Origin of the sequence: Bacillus sp. BB51/4, assembly GCF_008368845.1 — a bacterium.
GTDB lineage: Bacteria > Bacillota > Bacilli > Bacillales > Bacillaceae_G > Bacillus_A > Bacillus_A wiedmannii.
Map to the genome: position 1 here is coordinate 34986 of NZ_QOSC01000013.1, position 22760 is coordinate 57745.

The 22760-nt window shown below is 34.0% G+C and carries 20 protein-coding genes; 18 read left to right on the forward strand and 2 right to left on the reverse strand.

All coding sequences use genetic code 11. From position 1 onward, the window contains the following. The first annotated feature begins 124 nt into the window (after positions 1-124). The 9 genes from DN392_RS17375 (at position 125) to DN392_RS17415 (ending at position 8479) form a co-directional block, all read left to right on the forward strand. Positions 125-730 (forward strand): TetR/AcrR family transcriptional regulator, encoded by a 606-nt coding sequence (locus DN392_RS17375; RefSeq protein ID WP_001290802.1) that lies wholly within the window; start codon positions 125-127, stop codon positions 728-730. Positions 731-745: 15 nt separating this feature from the next. After that, a complete protein-coding gene (locus DN392_RS17380) occupies positions 746-2236 on the forward strand; it encodes an o-succinylbenzoate--CoA ligase (protein WP_088321557.1) in 1491 nt (496 codons plus the stop codon). A gap of 4 nt (positions 2237-2240) precedes the next feature. Then, positions 2241-2657 (forward strand): MaoC family dehydratase, encoded by a 417-nt coding sequence (locus tag DN392_RS17385; RefSeq protein WP_048566568.1) that lies wholly within the window; start codon positions 2241-2243, stop codon positions 2655-2657. After that, the gene (locus DN392_RS17390; protein WP_048566567.1) at positions 2657-3652 is read left to right on the forward strand and encodes a 3-oxoacyl-ACP synthase; all 996 of its coding nucleotides are present in this window, start codon (positions 2657-2659) and stop codon (positions 3650-3652) included. Before DN392_RS17385 ends, DN392_RS17390 begins: the two co-directional genes overlap by 1 nt. Positions 3653-3833: 181 nt before the next feature. After that, positions 3834-5051 (forward strand): substrate-binding domain-containing protein, encoded by a 1218-nt coding sequence (locus tag DN392_RS17395; RefSeq protein WP_061671811.1) that lies wholly within the window; start codon positions 3834-3836, stop codon positions 5049-5051. A 90-nt stretch (positions 5052-5141) separates the two neighbouring features. Continuing rightward, positions 5142-5915: an ABC transporter ATP-binding protein gene (locus DN392_RS17400; protein ID WP_000149322.1), complete on the forward strand. Its 774-nt coding sequence runs from the start codon at positions 5142-5144 to the stop codon at positions 5913-5915. Beyond that, positions 5893-6594: a branched-chain amino acid ABC transporter ATP-binding protein gene (locus DN392_RS17405; RefSeq protein WP_048566565.1), complete on the forward strand. Its 702-nt coding sequence runs from the start codon at positions 5893-5895 to the stop codon at positions 6592-6594. Before DN392_RS17400 ends, DN392_RS17405 begins: the two co-directional genes overlap by 23 nt. A gap of 21 nt (positions 6595-6615) precedes the next feature. Continuing rightward, positions 6616-7476 carry a branched-chain amino acid ABC transporter permease gene (locus tag DN392_RS17410; RefSeq protein WP_000382794.1) on the forward strand — a complete coding sequence of 287 codons (861 nt, stop codon included), beginning with the start codon at positions 6616-6618 and terminating at the stop codon, positions 7474-7476. A 49-nt stretch (positions 7477-7525) separates the two neighbouring features. Beyond that, positions 7526-8479 carry a branched-chain amino acid ABC transporter permease gene (locus tag DN392_RS17415; protein ID WP_002108516.1) on the forward strand — a complete coding sequence of 318 codons (954 nt, stop codon included), beginning with the start codon at positions 7526-7528 and terminating at the stop codon, positions 8477-8479. A gap of 97 nt (positions 8480-8576) precedes the next feature. On the opposite strand, the gene DN392_RS17420 is transcribed toward DN392_RS17415, so the two are convergent. Then, on the reverse strand, positions 8577-9365 hold the full coding sequence (locus DN392_RS17420) for a LysR family transcriptional regulator (protein ID WP_000405014.1): 789 nt from the start codon (positions 9363-9365) through the stop codon (positions 8577-8579). Between the two features lie 120 nt (positions 9366-9485). On the opposite strand from DN392_RS17420, the gene DN392_RS17425 reads away from it, so the two are divergent. Next, positions 9486-10034: a DUF4865 family protein gene (locus DN392_RS17425; protein WP_000579914.1), complete on the forward strand. Its 549-nt coding sequence runs from the start codon at positions 9486-9488 to the stop codon at positions 10032-10034. An 88-nt stretch (positions 10035-10122) separates the two neighbouring features. Here DN392_RS17425 and DN392_RS17430 read toward each other — a convergent pair whose 3' ends face one another. Next, on the reverse strand, positions 10123-10866 hold the full coding sequence (locus tag DN392_RS17430; protein WP_033658774.1) for a hypothetical protein: 744 nt from the start codon (positions 10864-10866) through the stop codon (positions 10123-10125). A gap of 388 nt (positions 10867-11254) precedes the next feature. Here DN392_RS17430 and DN392_RS17435 point away from each other — a divergent pair, with 388 nt between their 5' ends. The 8 genes from DN392_RS17435 (at position 11255) to DN392_RS17470 (ending at position 22746) form a co-directional block, all read left to right on the forward strand. Further along, positions 11255-11698 carry a MarR family winged helix-turn-helix transcriptional regulator gene (locus tag DN392_RS17435; RefSeq protein ID WP_001205523.1) on the forward strand — a complete coding sequence of 148 codons (444 nt, stop codon included), beginning with the start codon at positions 11255-11257 and terminating at the stop codon, positions 11696-11698. A gap of 120 nt (positions 11699-11818) precedes the next feature. Beyond that, entirely contained in the window at positions 11819-12874 is a 1056-nt protein-coding gene (locus DN392_RS17440) for an LLM class flavin-dependent oxidoreductase (RefSeq protein ID WP_064056566.1), read from the forward strand. 616 nt (positions 12875-13490) lie between these two features. Beyond that, on the forward strand, positions 13491-14894 hold the full coding sequence (gene cydA, locus DN392_RS17445; RefSeq protein ID WP_048566561.1) for a cytochrome ubiquinol oxidase subunit I: 1404 nt from the start codon (positions 13491-13493) through the stop codon (positions 14892-14894). Beyond that, entirely contained in the window at positions 14881-15897 is a 1017-nt protein-coding gene (cydB, locus tag DN392_RS17450) for a cytochrome d ubiquinol oxidase subunit II (RefSeq protein ID WP_000950066.1), read from the forward strand. The genes cydA and cydB overlap by 14 nt, the downstream gene beginning before the upstream one ends. Continuing rightward, positions 15897-17612, forward strand: coding sequence for a thiol reductant ABC exporter subunit CydD (cydD, locus tag DN392_RS17455; protein ID WP_000824078.1), 1716 nt, complete (start codon positions 15897-15899; stop codon positions 17610-17612). Before cydB ends, cydD begins: the two co-directional genes overlap by 1 nt. Before the next feature lie 2 nt (positions 17613-17614). Next, positions 17615-19339 carry a thiol reductant ABC exporter subunit CydC gene (gene cydC, locus DN392_RS17460; RefSeq protein WP_088321558.1) on the forward strand — a complete coding sequence of 575 codons (1725 nt, stop codon included), beginning with the start codon at positions 17615-17617 and terminating at the stop codon, positions 19337-19339. 417 nt (positions 19340-19756) lie between these two features. Then, complete coding sequence (locus DN392_RS17465) at positions 19757-22318, forward strand: glycosyltransferase (protein ID WP_088321559.1); 2562 nt, start codon at positions 19757-19759, stop codon at positions 22316-22318. A 206-nt stretch (positions 22319-22524) separates the two neighbouring features. Continuing rightward, on the forward strand, positions 22525-22746 hold the full coding sequence (locus DN392_RS17470; RefSeq protein WP_000459113.1) for a hypothetical protein: 222 nt from the start codon (positions 22525-22527) through the stop codon (positions 22744-22746). Positions 22747-22760 lie beyond the last annotated feature (14 nt).

Below are 22760 nucleotides of genomic sequence, written 5' to 3' on the forward strand. Positions count from 1 at the left end.
AAGGCCTAACTTATTTTTAAGTTAGGCCTTTTTGTGTGTAGAAAAACACTTGCGGATTTTGTCTAACAATAATAATTGTAAAATTCAGAAATATATTTATAATCAAATCTAAGAGGTGATTCAGGTGTCAGAAAAAATAATAATGGATGTAAAAAATCTAACAACAAAAGGGTTAGAGACGAGAGAGAAATTATTGTGTGCTGCAGAAGAGGTGTTTGGTAGTAAAGGATATTACGAGGCTTCTATTGTGAATATTACACAAGAAGCAAAGGTAGCGCACGGAACTTTCTATAATTACTTTCCATCTAAAAAAGATATATTTGATGAATTGATTCGCAGATTGAACCGTGAGTTACGCTTAATTATTAAAGAAGAAATGAAGAGAATATCAAGTTATGAAGAGGCACAAAGAAGAGGTTTTCAGGCTTTTTTTCGGTGGGTGAAAGATCGACCTAATCTATATAACATTGTACAACAGGCAGTAGTTGTTGATGATAACTTATATAGATGGTATTATGCAAAGCTCGCAAATGGATTTTTAAAAAGTTTATCCGCGGGTATGGAAGCGGGAGAGTTTAAACAACTTGATAAAGAAACAATTGCGTATTGTCTTATGTCAATTGGGCAATTTCTCGGAATGCGATGGGGTTATTGGGAAGAGAAAGATGTTCCGGAAGATGTATTTGAAGCAGCGATGTCATTAATATTTGAAGGATTGAGAAAGAGATAAGGGAGTGGGGAAAATATGCAAGGCATTGCTTATTGGATTGAAAAACGGTCCTATTTACATCCAGATCGCATTGCCATTATTACAGAAGAGGAGGAAATGACATATAAACAGTTACATGAGTATGTAAGTAAAGTAGCCGCATATTTAATTTACGAATTAAATGTGAAAAAAGGAGAAAGGATTGCTATTTTATCGCAAAATAGCTTGGAATATATTGTGCTTTTGTTTGCTATAGCAAAGGTAGAATGTATTGCTGTTCCACTAAATATAAGGTTAACAGAAAATGAACTTATATTTCAGTTGAAAGATAGTGGAACTATAGTTTTATTTGTAGAGGAAACATTTAACAATATGGCATTGTCAATGCAGAAGGTATCGTATGTACAAAGAGTTATTTCGATTACAAGTTTAAAAGAAATAGAAGATAGAAAAATTGACAACTTTGAAGAGATAAATGAAAGCGCATCCTTTATTATATGTTATACATCAGGGACAACTGGAAAACCGAAAGGAGCCGTACTTACACAAGAAAATATGTTTTGGAATGCGCTTAATAATACATTTGCGATTGACTTAACTATTCACGACCGCTCCATTGTATTATTACCTTTATTTCATATTGGTGGGATTGGTTTATTCGCATTTCCAACTTTATTTGCAGGTGGCGTAATCATTATTCCAAGAAAATTCGAACCAACCACAGCTCTTTCCATGATAGAAAAACATAAAGTAACTGTAGTGATGGGTGTACCTACAATTCATCAAGCATTAATTAATTGCGCAAAGTTTGAAACTACAAATTTACAATCAGTTCGCTGGTTTTATAACGGTGGTGCTCCATGTCCAGAAGAGTTGATGAGAGAATTTATAGATAGAGGATTTTTATTTGGGCAAGGCTTTGGTATGACTGAGACATCACCAACCGTATTTATGCTTTCAGAAGAAGATGCAAGACGTAAAGTAGGATCAATTGGGAAACCAGTTCTGTTTTGTGAGTATGTACTTATTGATGAAAACAAAAATAAAGTTGAGGTTGGTGAAGTTGGAGAATTACTTATAAGAGGGCCGAATGTAATGAAAGAGTATTGGAATCGGCCAGATGCAACAGAAGAAACGATTCAAGATGGTTGGTTATATACGGGAGATTTAGCTAAAGTTGATGAAGATGGTTTTGTATACATTGTCGGTAGAAAAAAAGATATGATAATTTCCGGTGGTGAAAATATTTATCCACTTGAAGTAGAGCAGGTCATTAATAAGATTTCGGAGGTATATGAGGTAGCGGTCGTTGGTAGGCAACATGTAAAGTGGGGGGAGATTCCAATCGCCTTTATTGTGAAAAATAGTAGCAGTGAATTAACTGAAAAAGAAGTCATTGAACATTGTCGTTTATTTCTAGCAAAATATAAACTTCCAAAAGAAATTGTGTTTCTAGAGGAATTGCCTAAAAATGCAACTGGTAAAATTCAAAAAGCACAGTTAGCAAATCAATTGAAAAGTAGGTGAAGAGATGACGATGTACAGCACGGGTCAAAAGGCGTCATGTAGTAAAACAATAACAGAAACGGATTTTGTATTATTTGCAGGTTTAAGTGGGGATTTTAATCCAATCCATATTGATCATGAGTATGCGAAAAAAACTAGATTTAATCAAAGAATAGCACATGGTTTACTAACTTCTAGTCTATTATCGCAATTGCTTGGTATTCATTTACCTGGAAAAGGATCCATTTATATGGAGCAAACTATTAAATTTACAGCACCAGTTTTTATAGGAGATACAATTACAGCAACGGCTACAGTACAAGAATTTATGATAGAAAAGAGAGTTTTGAAATTGTTAACGGAGTGTCATAACCAAAAAGGAGATTTGGTATTAACTGGTGTAGCTACAATGATGGTGCCAAAAGAAGGAGGAGTAGTCTAATGAATATTGGGATTGAAGCGACTGGTGTTTTCTTCCCAAAAGACGTAGAGACGGCTGCAGACCTATCTAAAAAAACAGGTATTCCTGAGCACATTATTATAGAAAAGTTTGGATTATATGAAAAACATGTCGCAGATGAAACGATGCATGCATCAGATTTAGCTATTGCTGCTGCAAAGCCAATATTATCACAAGTAGATCCTCAATCTATTGATGTAGTCATTTATTTTGGCAGTCCACATAAAGATTACCACGTATGGTCTAGTGCCCCAAAAATTCAGCATGAACTTGGATTAAAAAATGCTTATGCTTTTGAAATTATGAATGTTAGTTCTTGTTTTCCTATTGCCCTCAAAGTCGCAAAAGATATGCTCTACTCCGATAACTCAATTGAAAATATATTATTAGTAGGCGGATGTAAAGAATCTCAAATTGTAGATTATGATAATCCACGCTCACGTTTTATGTTTAATTTCGCTGATGGCGGAAGTGCAGCTTTAGTGAAAAAGGACGCTAGAAACGGTGAAATATTAGGAAGTGCGATTATAACAGATGGTTCATTTCATGAAGATGTACGTATTCCAGCAGGTGGATCAAAGCAGGTTGCGAGCTATGATACAGTTGAGAATCGGCAACATTATATTGATGTAATAGATCCTAATAGTATGAAAGGACGTCTAGATCGGGTTTCAATCCCTAATTTTGACAAGGTGATTCGGGAGGCGTTAAAAAAAAGTGGGTTAACTCCTAAAGATATTAAAGTATTGTTACCACTGCATACAAAACGTTCTATGTTAATAGAATTGATACAGGGACTAGGGCTAGAAGAAGAACAAGTTGTATATTTAGATCATTATGGACATATGTCAGCGCTTGATCCTTGCATTGGTCTTCACTTTGCAAATGAACAGGGAAAATTACAGCCTGGAGATATTGCAGTAGTAGTTAGTGCCGGGACTGGGTATACGTGGGCAGCGACTGTAATTAGGTGGTGAAAAATACTAGATGAATATATGGTAAATGGAGGTATTTGGAAAGAGGCGGCGAATGTAAAGGTACTTCATTAAATTTTTAAAACAGATTTGTTTGTATGATTTAAAGGAAAAGTCATAATTACGGATGGGTAACTTTGGCGTGTTTGACTCTATCAGAAAGTAAAATATGGGGAGGACCACAATGTCGATGAAAAAACGTAAATGGCTAAGAATGATGGCTACTGGTTGTGTTTTAAGTTCGTTATTAATAACGGCAGCTTGTTCAGGAAAGAAAACAAGTACAGAGGATGAAAAGACGATTAAGGTAGGGGTTCTTGCTTCATTAACAGGTCCATTAGAATCATATGGAAAACAAACAGTGAACGGATTTGAATTAGGGTTAGACTATGCAACTGGTGGAACTGGCAAAGTTGAAGGGAAGAAGATTAAGTTTGTTGTAGAAGATACGGAAACAAAAGCTGATGTAGCGGTTAAAAAAGCTACGAAGTTATTAGAAGAAGAGAAAGTCGATTTTTTAGTCGGATCGTCTAGTTCAAGTGATACATTAGCGGTTTTACCATTAGCTGAAGAATATGAAAAAATAATGGTTGTAGAACCAGCAGTAGCTGATAGTATTACCGGGAAGAACTGGAATAAATATATTTTTAGAACAGGTAGAAATTCCTCTCAAGATGCAGTCGCTGGTGCGGCGGCAATCGCTAAAAAAGATGTGAAAATAGCAACATTAGCACAAGATAATGCTTACGGCCGTGAGGGAATTGCAGCATTTAAAGCTGGAGCGAAGAAATTAGGGGCAAATATTGTAAACGAGCAATACGCAGATACAAATTCGACTGACTTCACTGCAAATATTCAAAATATCATTAGCTCAAAACCAGACTATTTATTTATCGTTTGGGCAGGGGCAAACTCACCTTGGAAACAGTTAAAAGATATGAATGTGGAAGCGCAAGGTATTAAAATTTCTACAGGTGCACCAGATATACCGGCATTAAAAACGATGGATGCGTTAGTAGGAATGCAAGGTTTTTCTGTTTATTATCATACACTCCCGAAAAATAAGGTGAATGATTGGTTAGTGGAAGAACATAAAAAACGATTTAATGGTGCGGTGCCAGATTTATTTACAGCAGGAGGAATGTCAGCGGCAATTTCTATTGTAGAAGCTTTAAAGAAATCAAAAGGTGATACAGATGTAGATACATTAATTAAGAAAATGGAAGGAATGGAATTTGATACACCGAAAGGAAAGATGAAGTTTAGAGAAAAGGATCACCAAGCGATGCAGACACTGTATTCTATCACATTGAAAAAGCAGGGTGGTGTTGATTATCCAGTGCCAGTATTAGAGCGAGAATTAACGATGAAAGAGACAGAACCACCAGTTCAAAATAAATAGACTGAATTTTCTGTTGTTTTTGTATAAAGAGGGGCACACCCTCTTTATACGTATTTCTTTCATACTTAAAGCTTTAAAGGGAGGGATTTTGTGACACATTTGCTTGAAACGAAAAATCTTAGCGTATCTTTTGGCGAGCATCATGTTATTAAGGATGTGAATTTGACAGTACAAAAAGGAAAGCTAATTTCCATTATTGGACCAAATGGTGCAGGAAAGACAACGTTATTTAATTTACTAAGTGGACAAATTTCTCCAACGAAGGGTGAAGTATATTTTAAAGGACAAGAGATTACAAATTTATCAATTTCAGATCGAACTCGATTAGGAATTGGTCGTTCTTTTCAACTTACAAATATATTTCCAGAGTTAACGGTACTTGAAAATGTGCGTTTAAGTGTTCAATCATTCGTGCAAGATTACTATAGTTTTTTTCCAAGTTCGGCAAAATTTAAGCAACAAGTTGGAGAGGCGAGACGTTTCTTAAAAACAGTATTACTTCAGGAGAAAGAACATGTATTAGCGAAAGATTTAGCACATGGAGAAAAACGAAAGCTAGAGCTTGCGATGTTATTAGCTTTAAAAACGGATGTGTTACTACTTGATGAGCCGACGGCAGGTATATCAGTTGAAGAGGTACCGGCTATTTTACAAGTGATTGAAAACATTAAGAAACATCCAGAGAGTACAATTGTACTTATTGAACACAAAATGGATATGGTACTAGGTTTGTCAGACCATCTTATCGTTTTATTTCATGGAGAGTTATTGGCTGAAGGATTGCCAGAAGAAATGATGAAAGATGAGCGTGTACAAAGTGCTTATTTAGGGGGATTATATAGTGGCACTATTACAAGTGAATAATATAGAGACGTATTTAGATCAGTTTCATATTTTACAAGGGGTATCTCTTGCTGTTGAAAAAGGAACGATTACTGTACTGTTTGGAAGAAATGGGGCAGGGAAGACTACGACATTACGTTCGGTTATGGGATTTCATCATATCGCACATGGTGAAATTTATTACGATAGTACACAAGTAAATGGATTATCTACACATTTAATTTCAAGGAAAGGAATAGGGTATGTACCAGAAAATCAAGGTATTTTTCACGATCTGACAGTAGAAGAAACATTCGCTCTTGCTAGAGGTAAGGGTGAAGAAGCGGAAGAAAAAATAGAATGGATGCTTGAACTATTTCCAGATTTAAAGCAATTTTGGCACAAAAAAAGCGGACTATTAAGCGGAGGACAAAAGCAAATGCTAGCAATTTCAAGAGCATTTATTAATAGTGATGGTTTACTACTTATTGATGAGCCGAGTAAAGGCTTGTCCCCCATTATGATAGAAAAATTAATGATAGCTATTTTGAAAATGAAGGAGAAAACAACAGTTTTACTCGTTGAACAAAATTTTATGATGGCTAGTCAAATTGGTGATTACTTTTATATTATGGATAACGGAAAAATTGTTCATAACGGTTTTATGCATGAATTAAAAGAGGATAAGGAAATGTGTCATAAATATTTAGGGATCTCTTAACATGAATCCGGGGTGAGAAGGATGGATGTGTTAATCAATTTATTTGTAAATGGGATTTCAACAGGGATGCTCATTTTTTTATTAGCATCAGGTCTTTCGCTTATTTTCGGTTTGATGAGTGTTCTAAACTTCGCACATGGTGGTTTATTTGCGTGGGGAGCGTTTACAGGTGTTTGGCTATTCAATATGACAGGTAGTTACGTATTAGCTTTAATTGGAGCAATAGCTATGGGAATGTTCCTTGGATTCATTTTAGAAAGATTCCTTATTAGACCGGTATATGGAAATCACGTTCGCCAGCTTCTTGTTACGCTTGGAGGAATGCTTGTACTTAGTGAATGTATTAAAGTATTTTGGGGACCGAATCCAATTGGTGCAAAGTTACCGTTATGGCTACAAGGAAGTTTTACATTTGGAGGCGTTATATTAATTAAATACCGTCTATTCGTTATTTTAATTGGGATTATCATTTATATTGCCTTACTATTATTGCTCAAAAGAACAAAGGTAGGTCTTATGATACGCGCAGGCGTAATGGATAAAGAGATGGTTCAAGCGCTCGGTATTAACGTAAAAGCGATATTTTCTTTCGTCTTTTTATTAGGCGCAGGAATGGCAGCGTTGGGAGGCTTCTTATTAGCACCGTATTCAGGCGTTATTTTCGCCGAGATGGGTATGCAGTATGCGATTTTGGCTTTCATAGTAGTAATCATTGGAGGGTTAGGAAGCGTACAAGGTTCAGCAATCGCTTCTTTAATTGTCGGATTAGCGGGTGCTTTTACAGCGTATTTTATACCGGATTTATCACTTGCAATCAATATGTTAATGTTACTATTTTTCTTAATAGTGAAGCCAACTGGTCTTGTTGGTGAAAAGGGGTGAAATGGTGAACAGCACATCAAATCGAATTAAAGTATACTTCGGAGTATTTATGCTCATTTGTTTAAGTGTATTTCCATTCGTAAATGATTCACGGAGCTTGTTAATTTTGTTCACTCAAATCTTCATCTTTGCTATTTTTGCAATGAGTTTTGATGTATTGCTTGGATATACAGGAATTGTATCGTTCGGTCACTGTATGTTCTTTGGAATAGGAGCATATGGCGTAGCGCTTTTATTTGATCGGCAAGGAGTATCCATAACGAATTTTTTTATAGGGATAGTAGCTGCAATTATCATTTCAGCCATTGTTAGTTATATAATCGGTTTGCTTTCTTTACGGCTGAAAAGTCATTTTTATGCAATGTTAACACTTGCTATTTCACAGTTATTTTTCGTACTTGCTGAAAAGTGGCGCGGGCTTACTCATGGAGGGGATGGTTTTACATTTGGTGTACCAGACTTATTCCGTGATCGTTTTAACTTTTATTATGTAACCCTTATATGTTTAATTGTCATTTTTATTCTGTTACGTCTTTTCACCAAATCTTCTATTGGAAAAGTATTAAAGGCAATTTCACAAAATGAACAACGTGTTGAAGCTCTAGGATATAAAGTGCTTCATTATAAAATTATTGCTAGCATTGTTGCAGGAGTAGTAGCTGCGATTAGCGGTGGTTTATTTGTTATCACATTGCGTTTTGTTAATACGACAGTATTTTCAATTGAAATGACATTAAATGCATTGTTGATGGCGATGATTGGCGGAGTTGGAACGTTAATTGGAGCGATTGCTGGAGCTGGAATTATTGAATCACTGAAATATTATTTATCAGAACTAGCCACAGAGTTTCCGATTTTTGAACGATGGACGATTATTCTCGGTTTATTGTACATTATCGTATTGCTAGTTTTCCCGAAAGGATTAGTTGGCACGGTTAAGGGACTGAAGAGTATGAAACGGAATAAGAAGGAGAAAAGTGCAGAAGTGGAGCAAAATGTGTGAAAAATCAATTGTATAGATTATGAAAATCCCTCTTTTAGATTCGTAAAGGAGGGATTTTTATTGGCGTATGTAATTAGTTAATTTGATAGCTCTTCTATTAATCAAATAGTTCATCAGGGATTTGTTTTAAAGAGTTATGATTTGTAAAAAAATAAACAGCTAATTTCTCAACTGGAATATCTTCAATTGGTTCCAATTTATCCTTTCTAATCGGTAAAAAGGCTATTCCATTGCCATCGTTTATAAAATCTTCAATGAGTGAATAAGAATCTAATTGTTGAAGTTGATGCTGAGATAGATTATTTTCTTTTAGAAATTGTATCGTTCTATTTCTAAAAGGGCACTTTTTGTCATTGCTAACGAAGAAGAGTTCCTTTGAAAAGTCAATGGTACACTTTTCTTTCGCTTTTAATAAGCCTATAGAAATTGAAGTGGAAAATACTTTTTTAAACGCTGTGTCCGGGTAATCCTCATAAGTAATGACCATATCAACTTTTTGTTGCTGCAGTAATTTTTGCAAATGACTACTATTTTCTACATATATTTGATAATTCCTGAAATTTTCTTTAATGCGCTTACTTAAATAATTAGTCAAAATAGATTGTGACGTCGCGATTATATAAGAAGAACCACTCATTTTAATTTGATCTTTCGCTTCTTCTACTAGAGTTAATATTTGATTCGTGTAGTCTAATAAAATGTCACCAGAAGGTAGTAAGGAAACGCCTTTGTTATCTCTATGTAGTAAAGGTGTTTCTAACTCTTGTTCTAATTTTTTGATTCGCTCAGTTACGTTTGGTTGAACATACCCTAACTCTTTCGCAGCTTTACTAATAGAACCTTCGCTAGCTACAGTTTTGAATATAATAAGATCATTTATTTCCATTTATCACAGCCCCTTATACGATATCATTATAAATGATACCAAACATAATTTATACCTATTTTACGTTAGTCAATCATCGCCTTATCATTGTGTATATAAGATGGAAAGTGAGTGATAAACATGATTGGAATGCAATATAAGGTCATTTTGCCAAAAGATTATGATATGGAGATTATTAGGAAAAGGGTAGAGGATAATGGGTATAAAACGGATGGTTTTCAAGAATTGAATTTCAAAGCATATTTAATGACTGAGGCAGGTAAGCATGGGAATTTCTATAACTGTTATGCACCTTTATATATTTGGAATGGTCATGAAGGGATGAATAAATTTATTTTTGAAGGGTATTACGATAATATTTTACAATCGTTTGGGTGGCAACAAATAAATATAGGTGTTCCATTAGTTGTTAATCTAAGTGATGATTTTAAAAAATGCAGATATGTTGTCGAATATACGGGGAGTATCCCTCAAAAGAATTCATTGATTGGGACTCAATTTAACATTTTGAATAAGAATGACCAGAATACAGAAAATTGTAAAGGGAATGTAATAGTGTATAACCCAGATAAGTGGGGATATAGTCAGTTTGAATTTTATGAAGTAAAGCCTGAAATTGAAGAGATGGAGGATATTACAATATATGAGGTTTTACACATTTCACAGTAGATGCGGAATTGAAATATAAATAAATTATTTATAAAAAATCCATGTTGATTCATGTAATAATGTTCAAAATGGATTTTTCTTAATTATCTTATGTATATTCAAAACAAATTACTGCTTTTCTTAATTCTTTATTAAAGAATAAGTAAATACGATCGGCACCATAAGCTTGAAAATAATATCCTGTAACAAATCCAACATATGTAAATGGATGTCCATATTCATCTTTTGGTACATATAGAAGATTCGTAAAGTCAAAAATTTCGTCTTCGTTATCGCAGTCTTCTAATAATTCTTTACCTTCTTCTGTCATAAAACGAACATCATTTAGGATACCATTTACCACGGGATAATTTAATCCCCAGCCATTTGTTTGTTTTTCGGCAAACTCTTCTTCTAATACTTCTACAGATGTAAATTCTTTTCCAAAGCTAGAATAAGGATAAATTTTTTGATTACGTTGAAAATATTCTTTGCGGATTTGATAATTTCTTTCATTACTCTCGTAGGCTTGTTCTATTATGTCAGAATTATTTTGTTCGATTTTGAAATAATTCCAATCCGCTTCAAATTTATATTTTCCATTAATGACATCGAACCCTAATGTATCTGCTTTCGTAAAATTTGTGTGAAATGGTTTGGTAAAATCACCAACGCAACCATCATGGATTTCTTTTGCTGACACAATATGTAACCATTCTTCTGATTCCGGTTCAACACATTGTAAATTAATAGAGCAAATGGGTAAAAAGTGTTTTTTATGCTGTTCCAAATCATCATAAAATATGTCCTCATATTCAGGAAATGGTTTTATAAATCGTTTAGAAATTTGCATGTTATCCCCACCTTTTTATGATTGTTTTATTTAATTGTATCATTATACTTAGTTTTTTGTTCGCAAATTAAAAACACTCATACTTATGAGGGGGAAAGAGTACGTTAATAAGGTGTATATTTCATTTTGGAGATAATAAAATGTAACTATTTAATGATGTGAATTCCCGAACAAATTGTGTCAGAAAGCAAAAAAATGCATAATAAGGATTAGGTATTTGAGCTTACACCTTTTTACATAGAAAGGTAGACCAGATATTACACAAGTGATGCATTTGGGTATAACATATTGTTTTAAGTTAGGTGTATGAAAAATATAATTATCTCTTGCATTACTATCACTTGAGTGGTAAAGTGATAGTAAGATTCACGATAGGAAGTGATCAAACATGCGTGATAATACGATAGGGTCATTAATATGGTTACGTTTAATACGATTCACGAACCAAAGTAATCAGATGTCAAATGAGTTTTTAAAACGTTTTGATTTAACGACAGCTCAATTTGATGTTCTTTTGCAAATACGTACGTATCAGCCATTAACACAAATGGAGTTAGCTGAAAAGGTAACTGTTACACAAGGCGGTATTTCTCGAATGTTAACTCGTCTTGAAAAAGAAGGATATATTGTACGAAAACAGGATTGGAAAACGAAAACAATTAGTCTTACAGAGCAAGGGGAAGCAGCTTTAGAGAGAGCATTGCCAGAGCAACTTGCATTTCAATCTTCGTTTTTTGATGATGTATTAAATGAAGAAGAGCAAAAAATATTATACGAGCTGATGACGAAAGTTCATAAGCATAGTGAAAAAAAAGAATTACCACAAGAGTAATTTTTTTTACGAAATCAATTGACTAATCAAGTGATGTTGTAAGTAATAGAGAGATACATTTGAATTACCGACGTTTTTAGAAGAGAAACTAATACCACTTCATTAAAGGAGAGAGTAATGATGGAAAAATACCGTATGGATACAAGTAAAGGAATGGAGTTTGGATTATATTCGATTGGGGATCATGTTTTAAATCCGCATAATGGAGAGAAAATTAGTGCAGAACAAAGAATTCATGAATTAATTGAAACAGCTAAGTTAGCGGATGAAGCTGGACTGGATGTATTTGCTGTCGGTGAAAGTCATCAAACGCATTTTACGACGCAAGCTCATACAGTTATTTTAGGAGCTATTGCACAAGCTACGAAAAATATAAAAATTGCAAGTTCAGCAACGATAGTAAGTACATCTGATCCGGTACGAGTATATGAGGACTTTGCTACAATTGACTTGATTTCTAATGGACGTGCAGAAATTGTGGCTGGCCGTGGATCGCGTATTGGAGGATATAGTTTACTTGGTTATGACGTGAATGATTATGGAGAGTTATTTGAAGAGAAGATGGATCTTTTATTAAAAATTAATAATGAGGAACATGTAACATGGAATGGACAGTTCAGAGCACCACTTGCACATGCATCGGTTATTCCGAGAGCTAAAAATAATAACTTACCAATTTGGCGTGCAGTTGGTGGCCCACCAGCTAGTGCGATTAAAGCAGGACGTGCAGGTGTACCAATGATGATAACAACACTAGGTGGTCCAGCTATTAACTTTAAAGGATCAGTAGATGCTTACCGTGAGGCTGCTGAGAAAAGTGGGTTTGATCCAGCAAGTTTGCCAGTTGCAACAACGAGTTTATTTTATACAGCAAAAAATTCACAAGATGCACTTAGTGAATACTATCCTCACATTAATGCTGGTATGCTTACACTACGCGGTGGTGGGTATCCGAAACACCAATTTACAAATGCAATAGATTACCGTGACGCGTTAATGGTTGGTAGTCCGCAACAAATTATTGAAAAAATGCTTTACCAATATGAATTGTTTGGGCAACAACGCTTTATGGCACAAATTGATTTTGGTGGTGTACCATTTGATAAAATTGAGAAAAACATCGAATTAATTGCTACTGAAATTTTACCGGCTGTTAGAAAACATACAGCAAAATAATATAAAAAATACCGAGAGTCTAATCGATTCTCGGTATTTTTTATGTATTAATTTAGTTTGAAAAAATGACAAAAAAATGAATTTTTAGTCTAGAGAGAAGGAGGGTATTTTCTATTTTTGAATAACAATATTTCGTGTTTGAATTTTAAAAATACATTTTCCTCTTGACAAAAAACTAACTAATTTCTTCATTGGTTAAGAGGACATTTTTTCATAAGAAAGTCAAGTGTATAAAGAGAAAAACGATTATTTTATTGATGCGAAAGTAAGTCTTATATTAAAAAAATACATTTTATTAATGAGAAAAATCTAATTCAAAAAAATGACAAAAGACATATTTCAGACAAAATGATGTCAATAATACGTCAAAAATCAGCTGAATTTACTATGCAGGTATATTATACAATTCGATTAACGGATAAAACACTACTGAAATAGTGAAAAGGTAAATTTTATGAGAAAGTTCTTTTGTAATGATCTTGAAAACTGAAAATTTATATTTTCTAAAAGTACATAAACAAATTTATCTTTCTATATTTCTAAGGTTTGAGTTGTTTTATTAATACAATTCAATCGAAATTACGATATAAAAAATTATGAAGGAAGTGATTGTAATATGGAAACGCTCGAATTGGCACGAATACAATTCGCATCAACAACGATTTTCCATTACTTTTTTGTTCCGCTGTCTATTGGCTTAGCTTTTATCATTGCGTTAATGCAAACGTTATATGTGGTAAAGGGACAAGAAATTTATAAGAAGATGACGAAGTTTTGGACGCAAATATTCCTTGTAAACTTTGCGGTAGGTGTAGTAACTGGTATTCTACAAGAATTCCAGTTTGGTATGAACTGGTCAACCTATTCACGTTTCGTAGGTGATGTGTTTGGTCCATCACTTGCGATTGAAGGTTTATTAGCATTTTTCATTGAGTCTACATTCTTAGGTTTATGGGTATTCGGTGAGGATAAATTACCGAAGCGAATTCACCTTTTATGTATTTGGCTCCTTTCAATTGGAACAATGTTATCAGCATTTTGGATTTTAACTGCAAGTGCATTTATGCAATCGCCAGTAGGATATGAAATGGCAGCAGATGGACGTGCACAAATGAATGATTTCTTAGCAATTATCCAAAACCCACAATTATGGGTACAATTCCCGCATACAATTACAGCGGCAATTGCAACTGGTGCCTTCTTTATTGCAGGTGTGAGTGCATGGAAAATAACGAAAGCTCAAGAAACTGAAGTGTTTAAAAAATCGTTCCGCATTTCTATCATTGTTGGAACACTTACGACAGCGCTTGTATTATTCTTCGGTCATGCGCAAGCACAACAATTAATTAAGACACATCCAATGAAAATGGCAGCAGCTGAAGCGTTATGGAATACGAGTGAGGATCCAGCGCCATTTACAGTATTTGCGAAAATTGATGCAGAGAAGCAAGAAAATTCGTTTGAAATTCAAATCCCTTATATGCTAAGTCTATTATCATTTGATAAATTTAGTGGTCAAGTAGAAGGAATGAATCAAATTCAAAAACAATATGAAGAAAAATATGGGCCTGGAGATTATATACCGCCAGTACACACTATGTTCTGGAGTTTTAGAGCGATGGTAATGAGTGGAACATTTATGCTTCTTCTAGGAGCATACGGATGGTTCTTATCAAGAAAAGATCGTTTAGTTGAAAAAACTTGGTATTTAAAATTAATGGTGTATGCAATTGCACTACCGTTTATCGGTAATACAGTAGGATGGATTATGACTGAAATGGGACGTCAGCCTTGGGTAGTTTTCGGTGTTATGAAAACGGAAGATGCTGTATCTCCAAATGTTACGTTCGGAGAAGTATTATTCTCTTTAGTTTCATTCACATCACTATATTTAATTATAGGAGGAATTACTGTTTACTTATTCGTTCGTGTCATTAAAGGACATGAAAATAAGAAAACGAAACAGGATTCTCAAAGCCATGATCCATTTGATAAGGAGGAAGAGTATGTTATCTCTTAATGAGTTGTGGTTTATCATTATTGCAATTTTATTCGTAGGCTTCTTTGTACTTGAAGGTTTCGATTTCGGTGTAGGTATAGTTTCAAGGTTTTTAGGGGAAAACGATTTAGAGAAAAGAATATATTTAAATACAATTGGTCCATTTTGGCACGCGAATGAAGTATGGCTTGTTTGTGCTGGTGGAGCTATGTTCGCGGCATTCCCACACTGGTATGCAACTTTATTTAGCGGATTTTACATTCCGTTTGTATTTATGCTTCTTGCTTTAATTATAAGAGGGGTTTCCTTTAAATTCCGTGCGAAAATAGACAATCATAAATGGAAAGGTTTTTGGGATTGGGGTATGTTTTTAGGAAGTTTACTACCGCCTGTTCTTTGGGGAGTTGCAATTGCTAACTTTATGGTAGGTATTCCAATTGATGAAACTAAAAATGCTGTAGGTGGATTCTTACCGTTACTTCATCCATTTGCATTACTTGGAGGAGTTATGTTCCTTCTGTTATGTATTGTTCACGGGTTGCAATTCCTTACTATTCGTACAACTGGTAAGTTAAGAGAACGTGCACGTATTGCTGCAATGAAAATTGCGCCATTCTCAATTATAGCACTCCTTATTTTTGCCGGATTAGGATTATGGAAAACAGATATTTTCACTGCCCATGGTACAGAGTGGATTATGGTTCCGATTGGAGCTTTTGTAGCATTATGTACGTCAACATTATTAAATAAAAGAAGAAGAGATGGTTGGGCTTTCTTTATGACGAGTTTAACAATCATTTTACTAAGTGCGAGTGTGTTTATCGGCATGTTCCCACGTGTCTTAATTAGCTCGTTAGGGTCAATATACGATTTAACAATTTATAATGCAGCATCGGGAGATTATGCACTAAAACTGATGACGTATTTTTCAATTGCTATATTGCCATTTGTTTTGGGAAGTCAAATATGGAGTTTCTATGTGTTTAGACAACCTGTTAAGTCAGATAAAGATTTGGAGTACTAATGAAAAGAAAAAGAGGACTTCCATCGTATCCTGGTAGCCGAGTTTTATATGTAGTGTTAACAATCATTAGCATTTTAGAAGCTATAAGTATTATTGGGCAAACAGTGTTTTTAGCACGGGCTATTACGTTTTTATTTCAAGGAGAAACAGTGCAATCTGTGTTAAATGAAACGGTTTATTTTGGAATCACGTTTGCAGTACGTCATATGCTAGTTCGAATTTCGCAAATATTAGTGGAACGTTTCGCTGAAAAAACAGGATCGCTACTGCGAAAACAATTAATAGAGGCGTATTTCACATTAGGTCCACGATATGTTCAAACTGCTGGAACAGGTCATCTGGTTACCTTATCGATTGAAGGTATTGAGAAATTTAAAACATATATTGAATTAACAATTCCTAAAATGATTAGAAGTAGTATCGTACCGGGACTAATTGTACTATATGTTTTCACGCTAGATATTGAGTCTGGAATCATTTTAGTTGTAACGATTCCTATCGTAATTATATTTATGATCCTACTAGGATTAGCAGCGCAAAAGATGGCGGATAGTCAGTATGAGTCGTATCGTGTACTTTCTAATCATTTTGTAGATACGTTAAAAGGATTAGAAACATTAAAGTATTTAGGTAAAAGTAAACAGCACGAAGGAAAGATTGAAAAAGTAAGTAAAAGATATAGAAAAGCAACGATGCGTACTTTGCGAGTTGCTTTTCTTTCTTCTTTTGCATTAGATTTCTTTACGAGCTTATCAATCGCATTTGTGGCAGTCGGATTAGGGATACGTTTAATAGATGGGACAATTGTACTATTGCCAGCCCTTACGATTTTAATTTTAGCTCCAGAATATTTTCTGCCGATTAAACAAGTTGGAGCGAATTATCATGCTACGTTAGATGGACAACTTGCAATGGAGCAAATAGAAGAGATTTTACAGCAACAAAAAGAAATAGGAACGAAAGAATCTAATGTAGGTTTAATATGGAATGCCTCTAGTAACTTGAAATTACAAGATGTAAAAGTAAAGAATAATGAATCTGAAAAAGCTATATTAGAGGGAATTGATTTTACTTGGAAAGGCACCGGCGCTATAGGTGTAATTGGTGAAAGTGGGGCAGGGAAATCGACGTTAATTGACGTATTAGCAGGATTTTTAACTCCTTCGGGTGGAAAGCTGATAATAAATGGTGTGAAAATTGACGGGTCTACTCGAGAAGATTGGCAAAAGAATATTGCTTATATTCCACAGCAACCTTATATTTTCCCGCTTTCATTAAAAGATAACATTTGTTTCTATGAAACAAATACAACTGATGCAGAAGTGGAAAGAGTTATTAATGAAGTTGGTCTTCGTTCACTCGTTACATCGCTTCCGAACGGGATGTATGAAAGAATTGGAGAAGGTGGACGTATGCTTAGTGGCGGGCAAGAACAACGTGTCGCTATGGCGCGTGCACTTTTAAGCAAAAAGCCAATTATTTTATTAGACGAGCCTACAGCACATCTTGATATTGAAACTGAATTTGAAATAAAGCAAGCGATGTTACGTCTGTTTGAAGGTAAGCTAGTATTTCTTGCAACACATCGTCTTCACTGGATGAAACAGATGGATCATATTCTTATTTTAAATAAAGGGGAAATGATAGAAAGCGGAACGTATGAAGAACTTTTAAAGAATGAGGCATTACATTTTCACAGGAAAGAGAGGGGATAGAGATGAGTAACTGGATTAAACCTTATATACAGCAAAATAAAGGTAGAATGACTTTAACTATTTTCCTTGGTCTTCTTGGAGTTAGTTCAGGTGCGATGTTACTTTTCATTTCAGGTTATTTAATCTCTAAATCTGCTCTTAGACCAGAAAATGTAATGGCTGTATATGTTCCTATCGTTGCAACACGTGCGTTTAGTATAGGACAAGCGGTATTTCATTATTTAGAGCGTTTAGTTGGACACGATGTCGTACTACGCATATTAGAAAAGATGAGAACGAAACTATATAGAATAGTAGAACCGCAGGCGTTATTTTTCCGCTCACGATTTCAAACGGGCGATATGTTAGGTATATTATCCGAAGATATAGAGCATTTGCAAAACCTATATTTACGTACAATATTTCCTAGTCTATTAGCATTAGTTGTATATAGCATATTCGTACTTGTTATCGGTGCATTTGACGTAGTATTTGCACTTATTGCAGCAAGTATGTTGGCTATTATCGTCTTTCTGCTTCCGTTTGTATCATTACTTTTAATGAAGCAACATCATGTTACTTTAAAACAAGGAAGAAGCCGTTTGTATCAACAATTAACAGACGCTGTTTTTGGATTATCAGATTGGCAAGCAAGTGGTAGAAAAGATGAATTCATTGATAAGTATGTAGAGCAAAATGCTCAGTTGTTAAAAACGGAAAAAAGAATGAAGCGCTGGAATCATATTCGGGACAGTATCATTCAATTAGTAGTGGGGATTGTAGTTATTTCAATGATCATATGGACTGGAAATGAGGCGGCAAGTGAACAGATTGCACCTACCGTTATTGCGGCTTTCGTCTTAATGACGTTATCAGTCACAAACGCGCTTATTCCTCTTTCAGATGCTATAGATCGAATTCCATCATATGTAGAATCTGCTCATCGTCTAATTAAAGTAGAAGCTAATGATGTTTTACAGGATGAAAAGGAATTACATGAGGATAAAGATTATGTTGCATCAAAACATATAGACATTGAAGTAAATAATGTATCGTATAGTTACCCAGATAGTAATGAATTTGTATTGAAAGAAGTATCACTGCAAATAAAGGCAGGAAAGAAAATTGCCATTTTAGGAAGAAGTGGAACAGGAAAATCTACTTTGTTAAAATTGTTAGCAGGTGCGCTAAGCCCGTTGCATGGTGAAGTTTTATTGCATAGTGAACATGCTCATACGAATCTTTTATCAAAATATATTTCTGTATTGAATCAAAAACCGCATTTATTCGATACGACAATTGGAAATAATGTGCGAATCGGTAAACCAGAGGCTACGGATGAAGAGATATGGACAGCTTTAGAGAAAGCACAATTAGCTTCGCATATAGCTTCTCTTCCAGATGGATTGCAAACAAAAATGCATGAAATGGGGAAAAGGTTTTCTGGTGGAGAAAGACAACGGGTTGCTTTTGCTAGAACGCTAATGCAAGAGGCTCCAATTATTGTACTTGATGAACCTACGATCGGCTTAGATCCAAAGACAGAACTATCTTTAATAGAAACAATGTTTTCTGCAACAGAAGAAAAGACTGTTATTTGGATTACACACCACCTTGTAGGAATTGAACATGTAGATGAAGTTATATTCCTTGATCGTGGTCAAATTGTGATGCAAGGCAGTCATGAACAACTTCTGAAAGAAAGCGAGAAGTATCGTAAGCTGTATGAGTTAGATAAAGGAATATAGTTTGAATAAGTAATAATTGTAAAATAGCTACGCCTAATGGTGCAGCTATTTTTTTGTTAAGAAATATATATTCTTTTTAAGGTATAGATTTATCTCGCTATTTGCAGGGCAAGATCCGGCTGATGTGAGGAAGTTATGTACGTAAAAGTCCGATTGGTGAGGGGGATAATCAGAAGGGATGGAGAAGCCCCCCTGATTAAAGTTTCGTTTTATTTGTCTTACATTATTTTATGATAGAAATCAAATGTATAAAAAACAGTTAATCAAATGCTTAAATTATTGAATATGTATATTTTGGAGTGAAAAGTAGGATATTTTGTTATGGGCTTGCATAAAAGTATAAAGGTTTCATACGGTTTAAGTAATGTGATATTATGTCGCGTATATAAATAATATGCGAAAAGGTGGAGGGAAAAGATGGGGAATCGTTTTGAAAAAAGTGAAGAGGCGATAGATCGAATTCCGTTGGTAAGTGTATTAATTCCTACTTATAATCGTCCTGGCTACTTTGAAAAAGCATTGTGTAGTGTATTACAACAAACATATTCTAATATAGAAATTATTGTTGGAGATGATAGCACGAATGACGAAACGGAAAATGTGTTACAAAAATACTTATGTGATCATTCAAATATTATTTATATAAAAAACAGGTCAACTCTCGGACAATTTGAAAATGCGCTAATGTTATTTAATGAAGCGAACGGTGAGTATATAAATTTTTTAATGGATGATGATATATTTCATATGAATAAAATTGAAAAAATGATGAAGTATTTTTCCAATGATTTAGATAATGAAATCAAGCTTGTAACATCTCATCGTCAAGTAATTGATGATAAAGGGAAAGAACTACGACATATTTATTCAACTGTCCGTTTATTTGAAGAGGATACGATTATAGAGGGAACAGAATTAGGAAATAGGGTAATTGTGGATCAAAAAAATTATATTGGAGAACCGACAACAGTTTTATTTCGTAAAAATGATTTACAAGAACCGTATGGGATTTTTGATAAGAGGAGGTATCTATGTAATGTAGATATAGCCTCATGGTTATCTTTATTAAGTAAAGGAAAAGCAGTATATATAGCAGAGACACTTAGTTACTTCCGATTACATTCAGGTCAACAGTTGAATGAATCTAATAAACTTATGGATGGAGTAGAGGATTTTTCACATAGTATTATAGTTGGAGAAAAGTATGGTTTTTTATCTACTGAAAAAGAGTTATATAAAGCGATAACTAATTTCCTAGACTATGCAAAAAAATTAGTTCCATCATCAATATTATATACATTAGACTACTACCGACAAATTAAGCGAAAGGAAATAAATATAGAAAAGAAAAAACAGTATCGGAATAACAACTCTCATTTACCGAAAGTCAGTATACTTATTCCTGCCTATAATAAACCTCATTACTTGGAATTAGCTCTCAAAAGTGCTTTGAATCAAACATATGAAAATATTGAAATAATAATTTCTGACGATAGTACAAACGGTGAAATTCAAGCGATGATCCAACCATATTTAAGTGAATATGAATGTATTACATATGTTAAAAATAAACCTCGATTAGAAGCAGAGAACTTTAATAAGTGTATAGAACTTGCAAATGGAGATTATATAAACTTTTTATTAGATGATGACTTATTTCATCCTGAAAAGATTAAAAGAATGATGAACTGTTTTTTTAGTCTAGAAAACATTTCGTTTGTGACGTCATATCGTGAATTAATTGATGAGAATGGAAAAGTATTATCACCATCAACATTGAATATGAAAATCGCCAAAGAAACTACACTTTTTGAAGGGAAAGAATTAGGGGATTATATGTTAAAAAACTTAAAAAATGTAGTTGGTGAGCCTACAACAGTTCTATTTAATCGAAAATTTTTGGGAGGGGATTTTGGGTGTTTTAAGGGGAAGGCTTACTCTGCTATTAATGACATTGCAACATGGCTAGATATGATGAAGAAAGGAAAAGTAGTTTATATAGAGGAACCCCTTAGTTATTTTAGACAACATAGTGGGGAAAATCAAAAACAAATGCAATTTACATTAAAGACAATTGAAGAATGGATTGAATTAATAATAGATGCATATAATAGTGGGTTTTTAAATTGTGAGCAAGATTATAAAGAGTGTTTAACTAATTGTTTGGAAAATGCGGTTTTAATAATTAAGGATGTAGTAAAAAATAGTCAATTAAATCAAATTGATAATGAAAAGATAGAGAAGGAACTAAATAAGCTAGTTAATCGTATATTTGAGAAAGAAGTCTGCTATTGTCAATTTTGCAATCAACAATTTGAAAAATTTTCACCTTGGCCAGAACATTACGCTTTTCCAAAATATAAATTCGAGATGTGGAATAAAGATACGGGGATTTGTCCGGTATGTGATTCGATGGACCGTGAAAGGTTATATCGTGTATATATTGAAATGGAAACGGATTTATTAAGTGGAAATGATACTATGCTTCATATTGCACCAGAAGCGAAGTTAAGAAGTTGGTTTGCTCAGTATAAAAATATTATATATGTGTGTGGAGATATTGAACCAAAGGATCCATTAATGCAGGAAATTGATGTTACTAGAATTCCATATGAAAATGATACATTTGATGTGATTTTATGTGGTCATGTATTACAGTACGTTCAAGATGATGAAAAAGCGATGAGAGAGTTATATAGAGTATTAAAAACAAATGGATGGGGAATTATTCAAGCTCCAATCGTAATGAATGTAGATATTATTATAGAGAATGAATTAATTTTAACGCCAAAATTGAGAAAATTAGCTTTTGGTCATGAAGAACATGTAAGAATTTATAATCAATCAGGATTTATACAACGATTAATGAATGTAGGATTTAAGGTGGAATTGTATAACATAGCTGAAAAACAAGGAATGAAAAGTGCGAGGAAATTTGGTTTATCTGAAACTGATGTACTCTATATTGTCCGGAAATGAAGAATTGAGGGGAATTGAAATAATTCGTATAATACGGATTATGGACAATTAAATCAAAGTTTTGAAGAAGCATTAAACTTAAAAAAAAGAATTAATGCTTCTTATTTTAATTATAGAGCGATGTGCAACTTATTTTTTTGTTTTAAATTTAGCTGACAAAGGCAATACTGAGCCATAGTGAATGTAAAGTTGGAGGGCGAGCGTATATGTTTGATGAGGATGGGATTGTTTTAATTATGGAACCAGCTGATGAAAGTAACTTGAGGAGGTTTATTTTTTCGGTGCCAAAGTCAGTGTATGAAAAGAAGGGGCTTACATTACACTATGGAACAGCTATAGGACAAGGATATATGGATATAATTGAAGATATTATTAGCGTAAATATAGAAATAGATGTTGTAACGATAATAGGGCATGTAAGAGGGTAAATAGCTATTTGAAA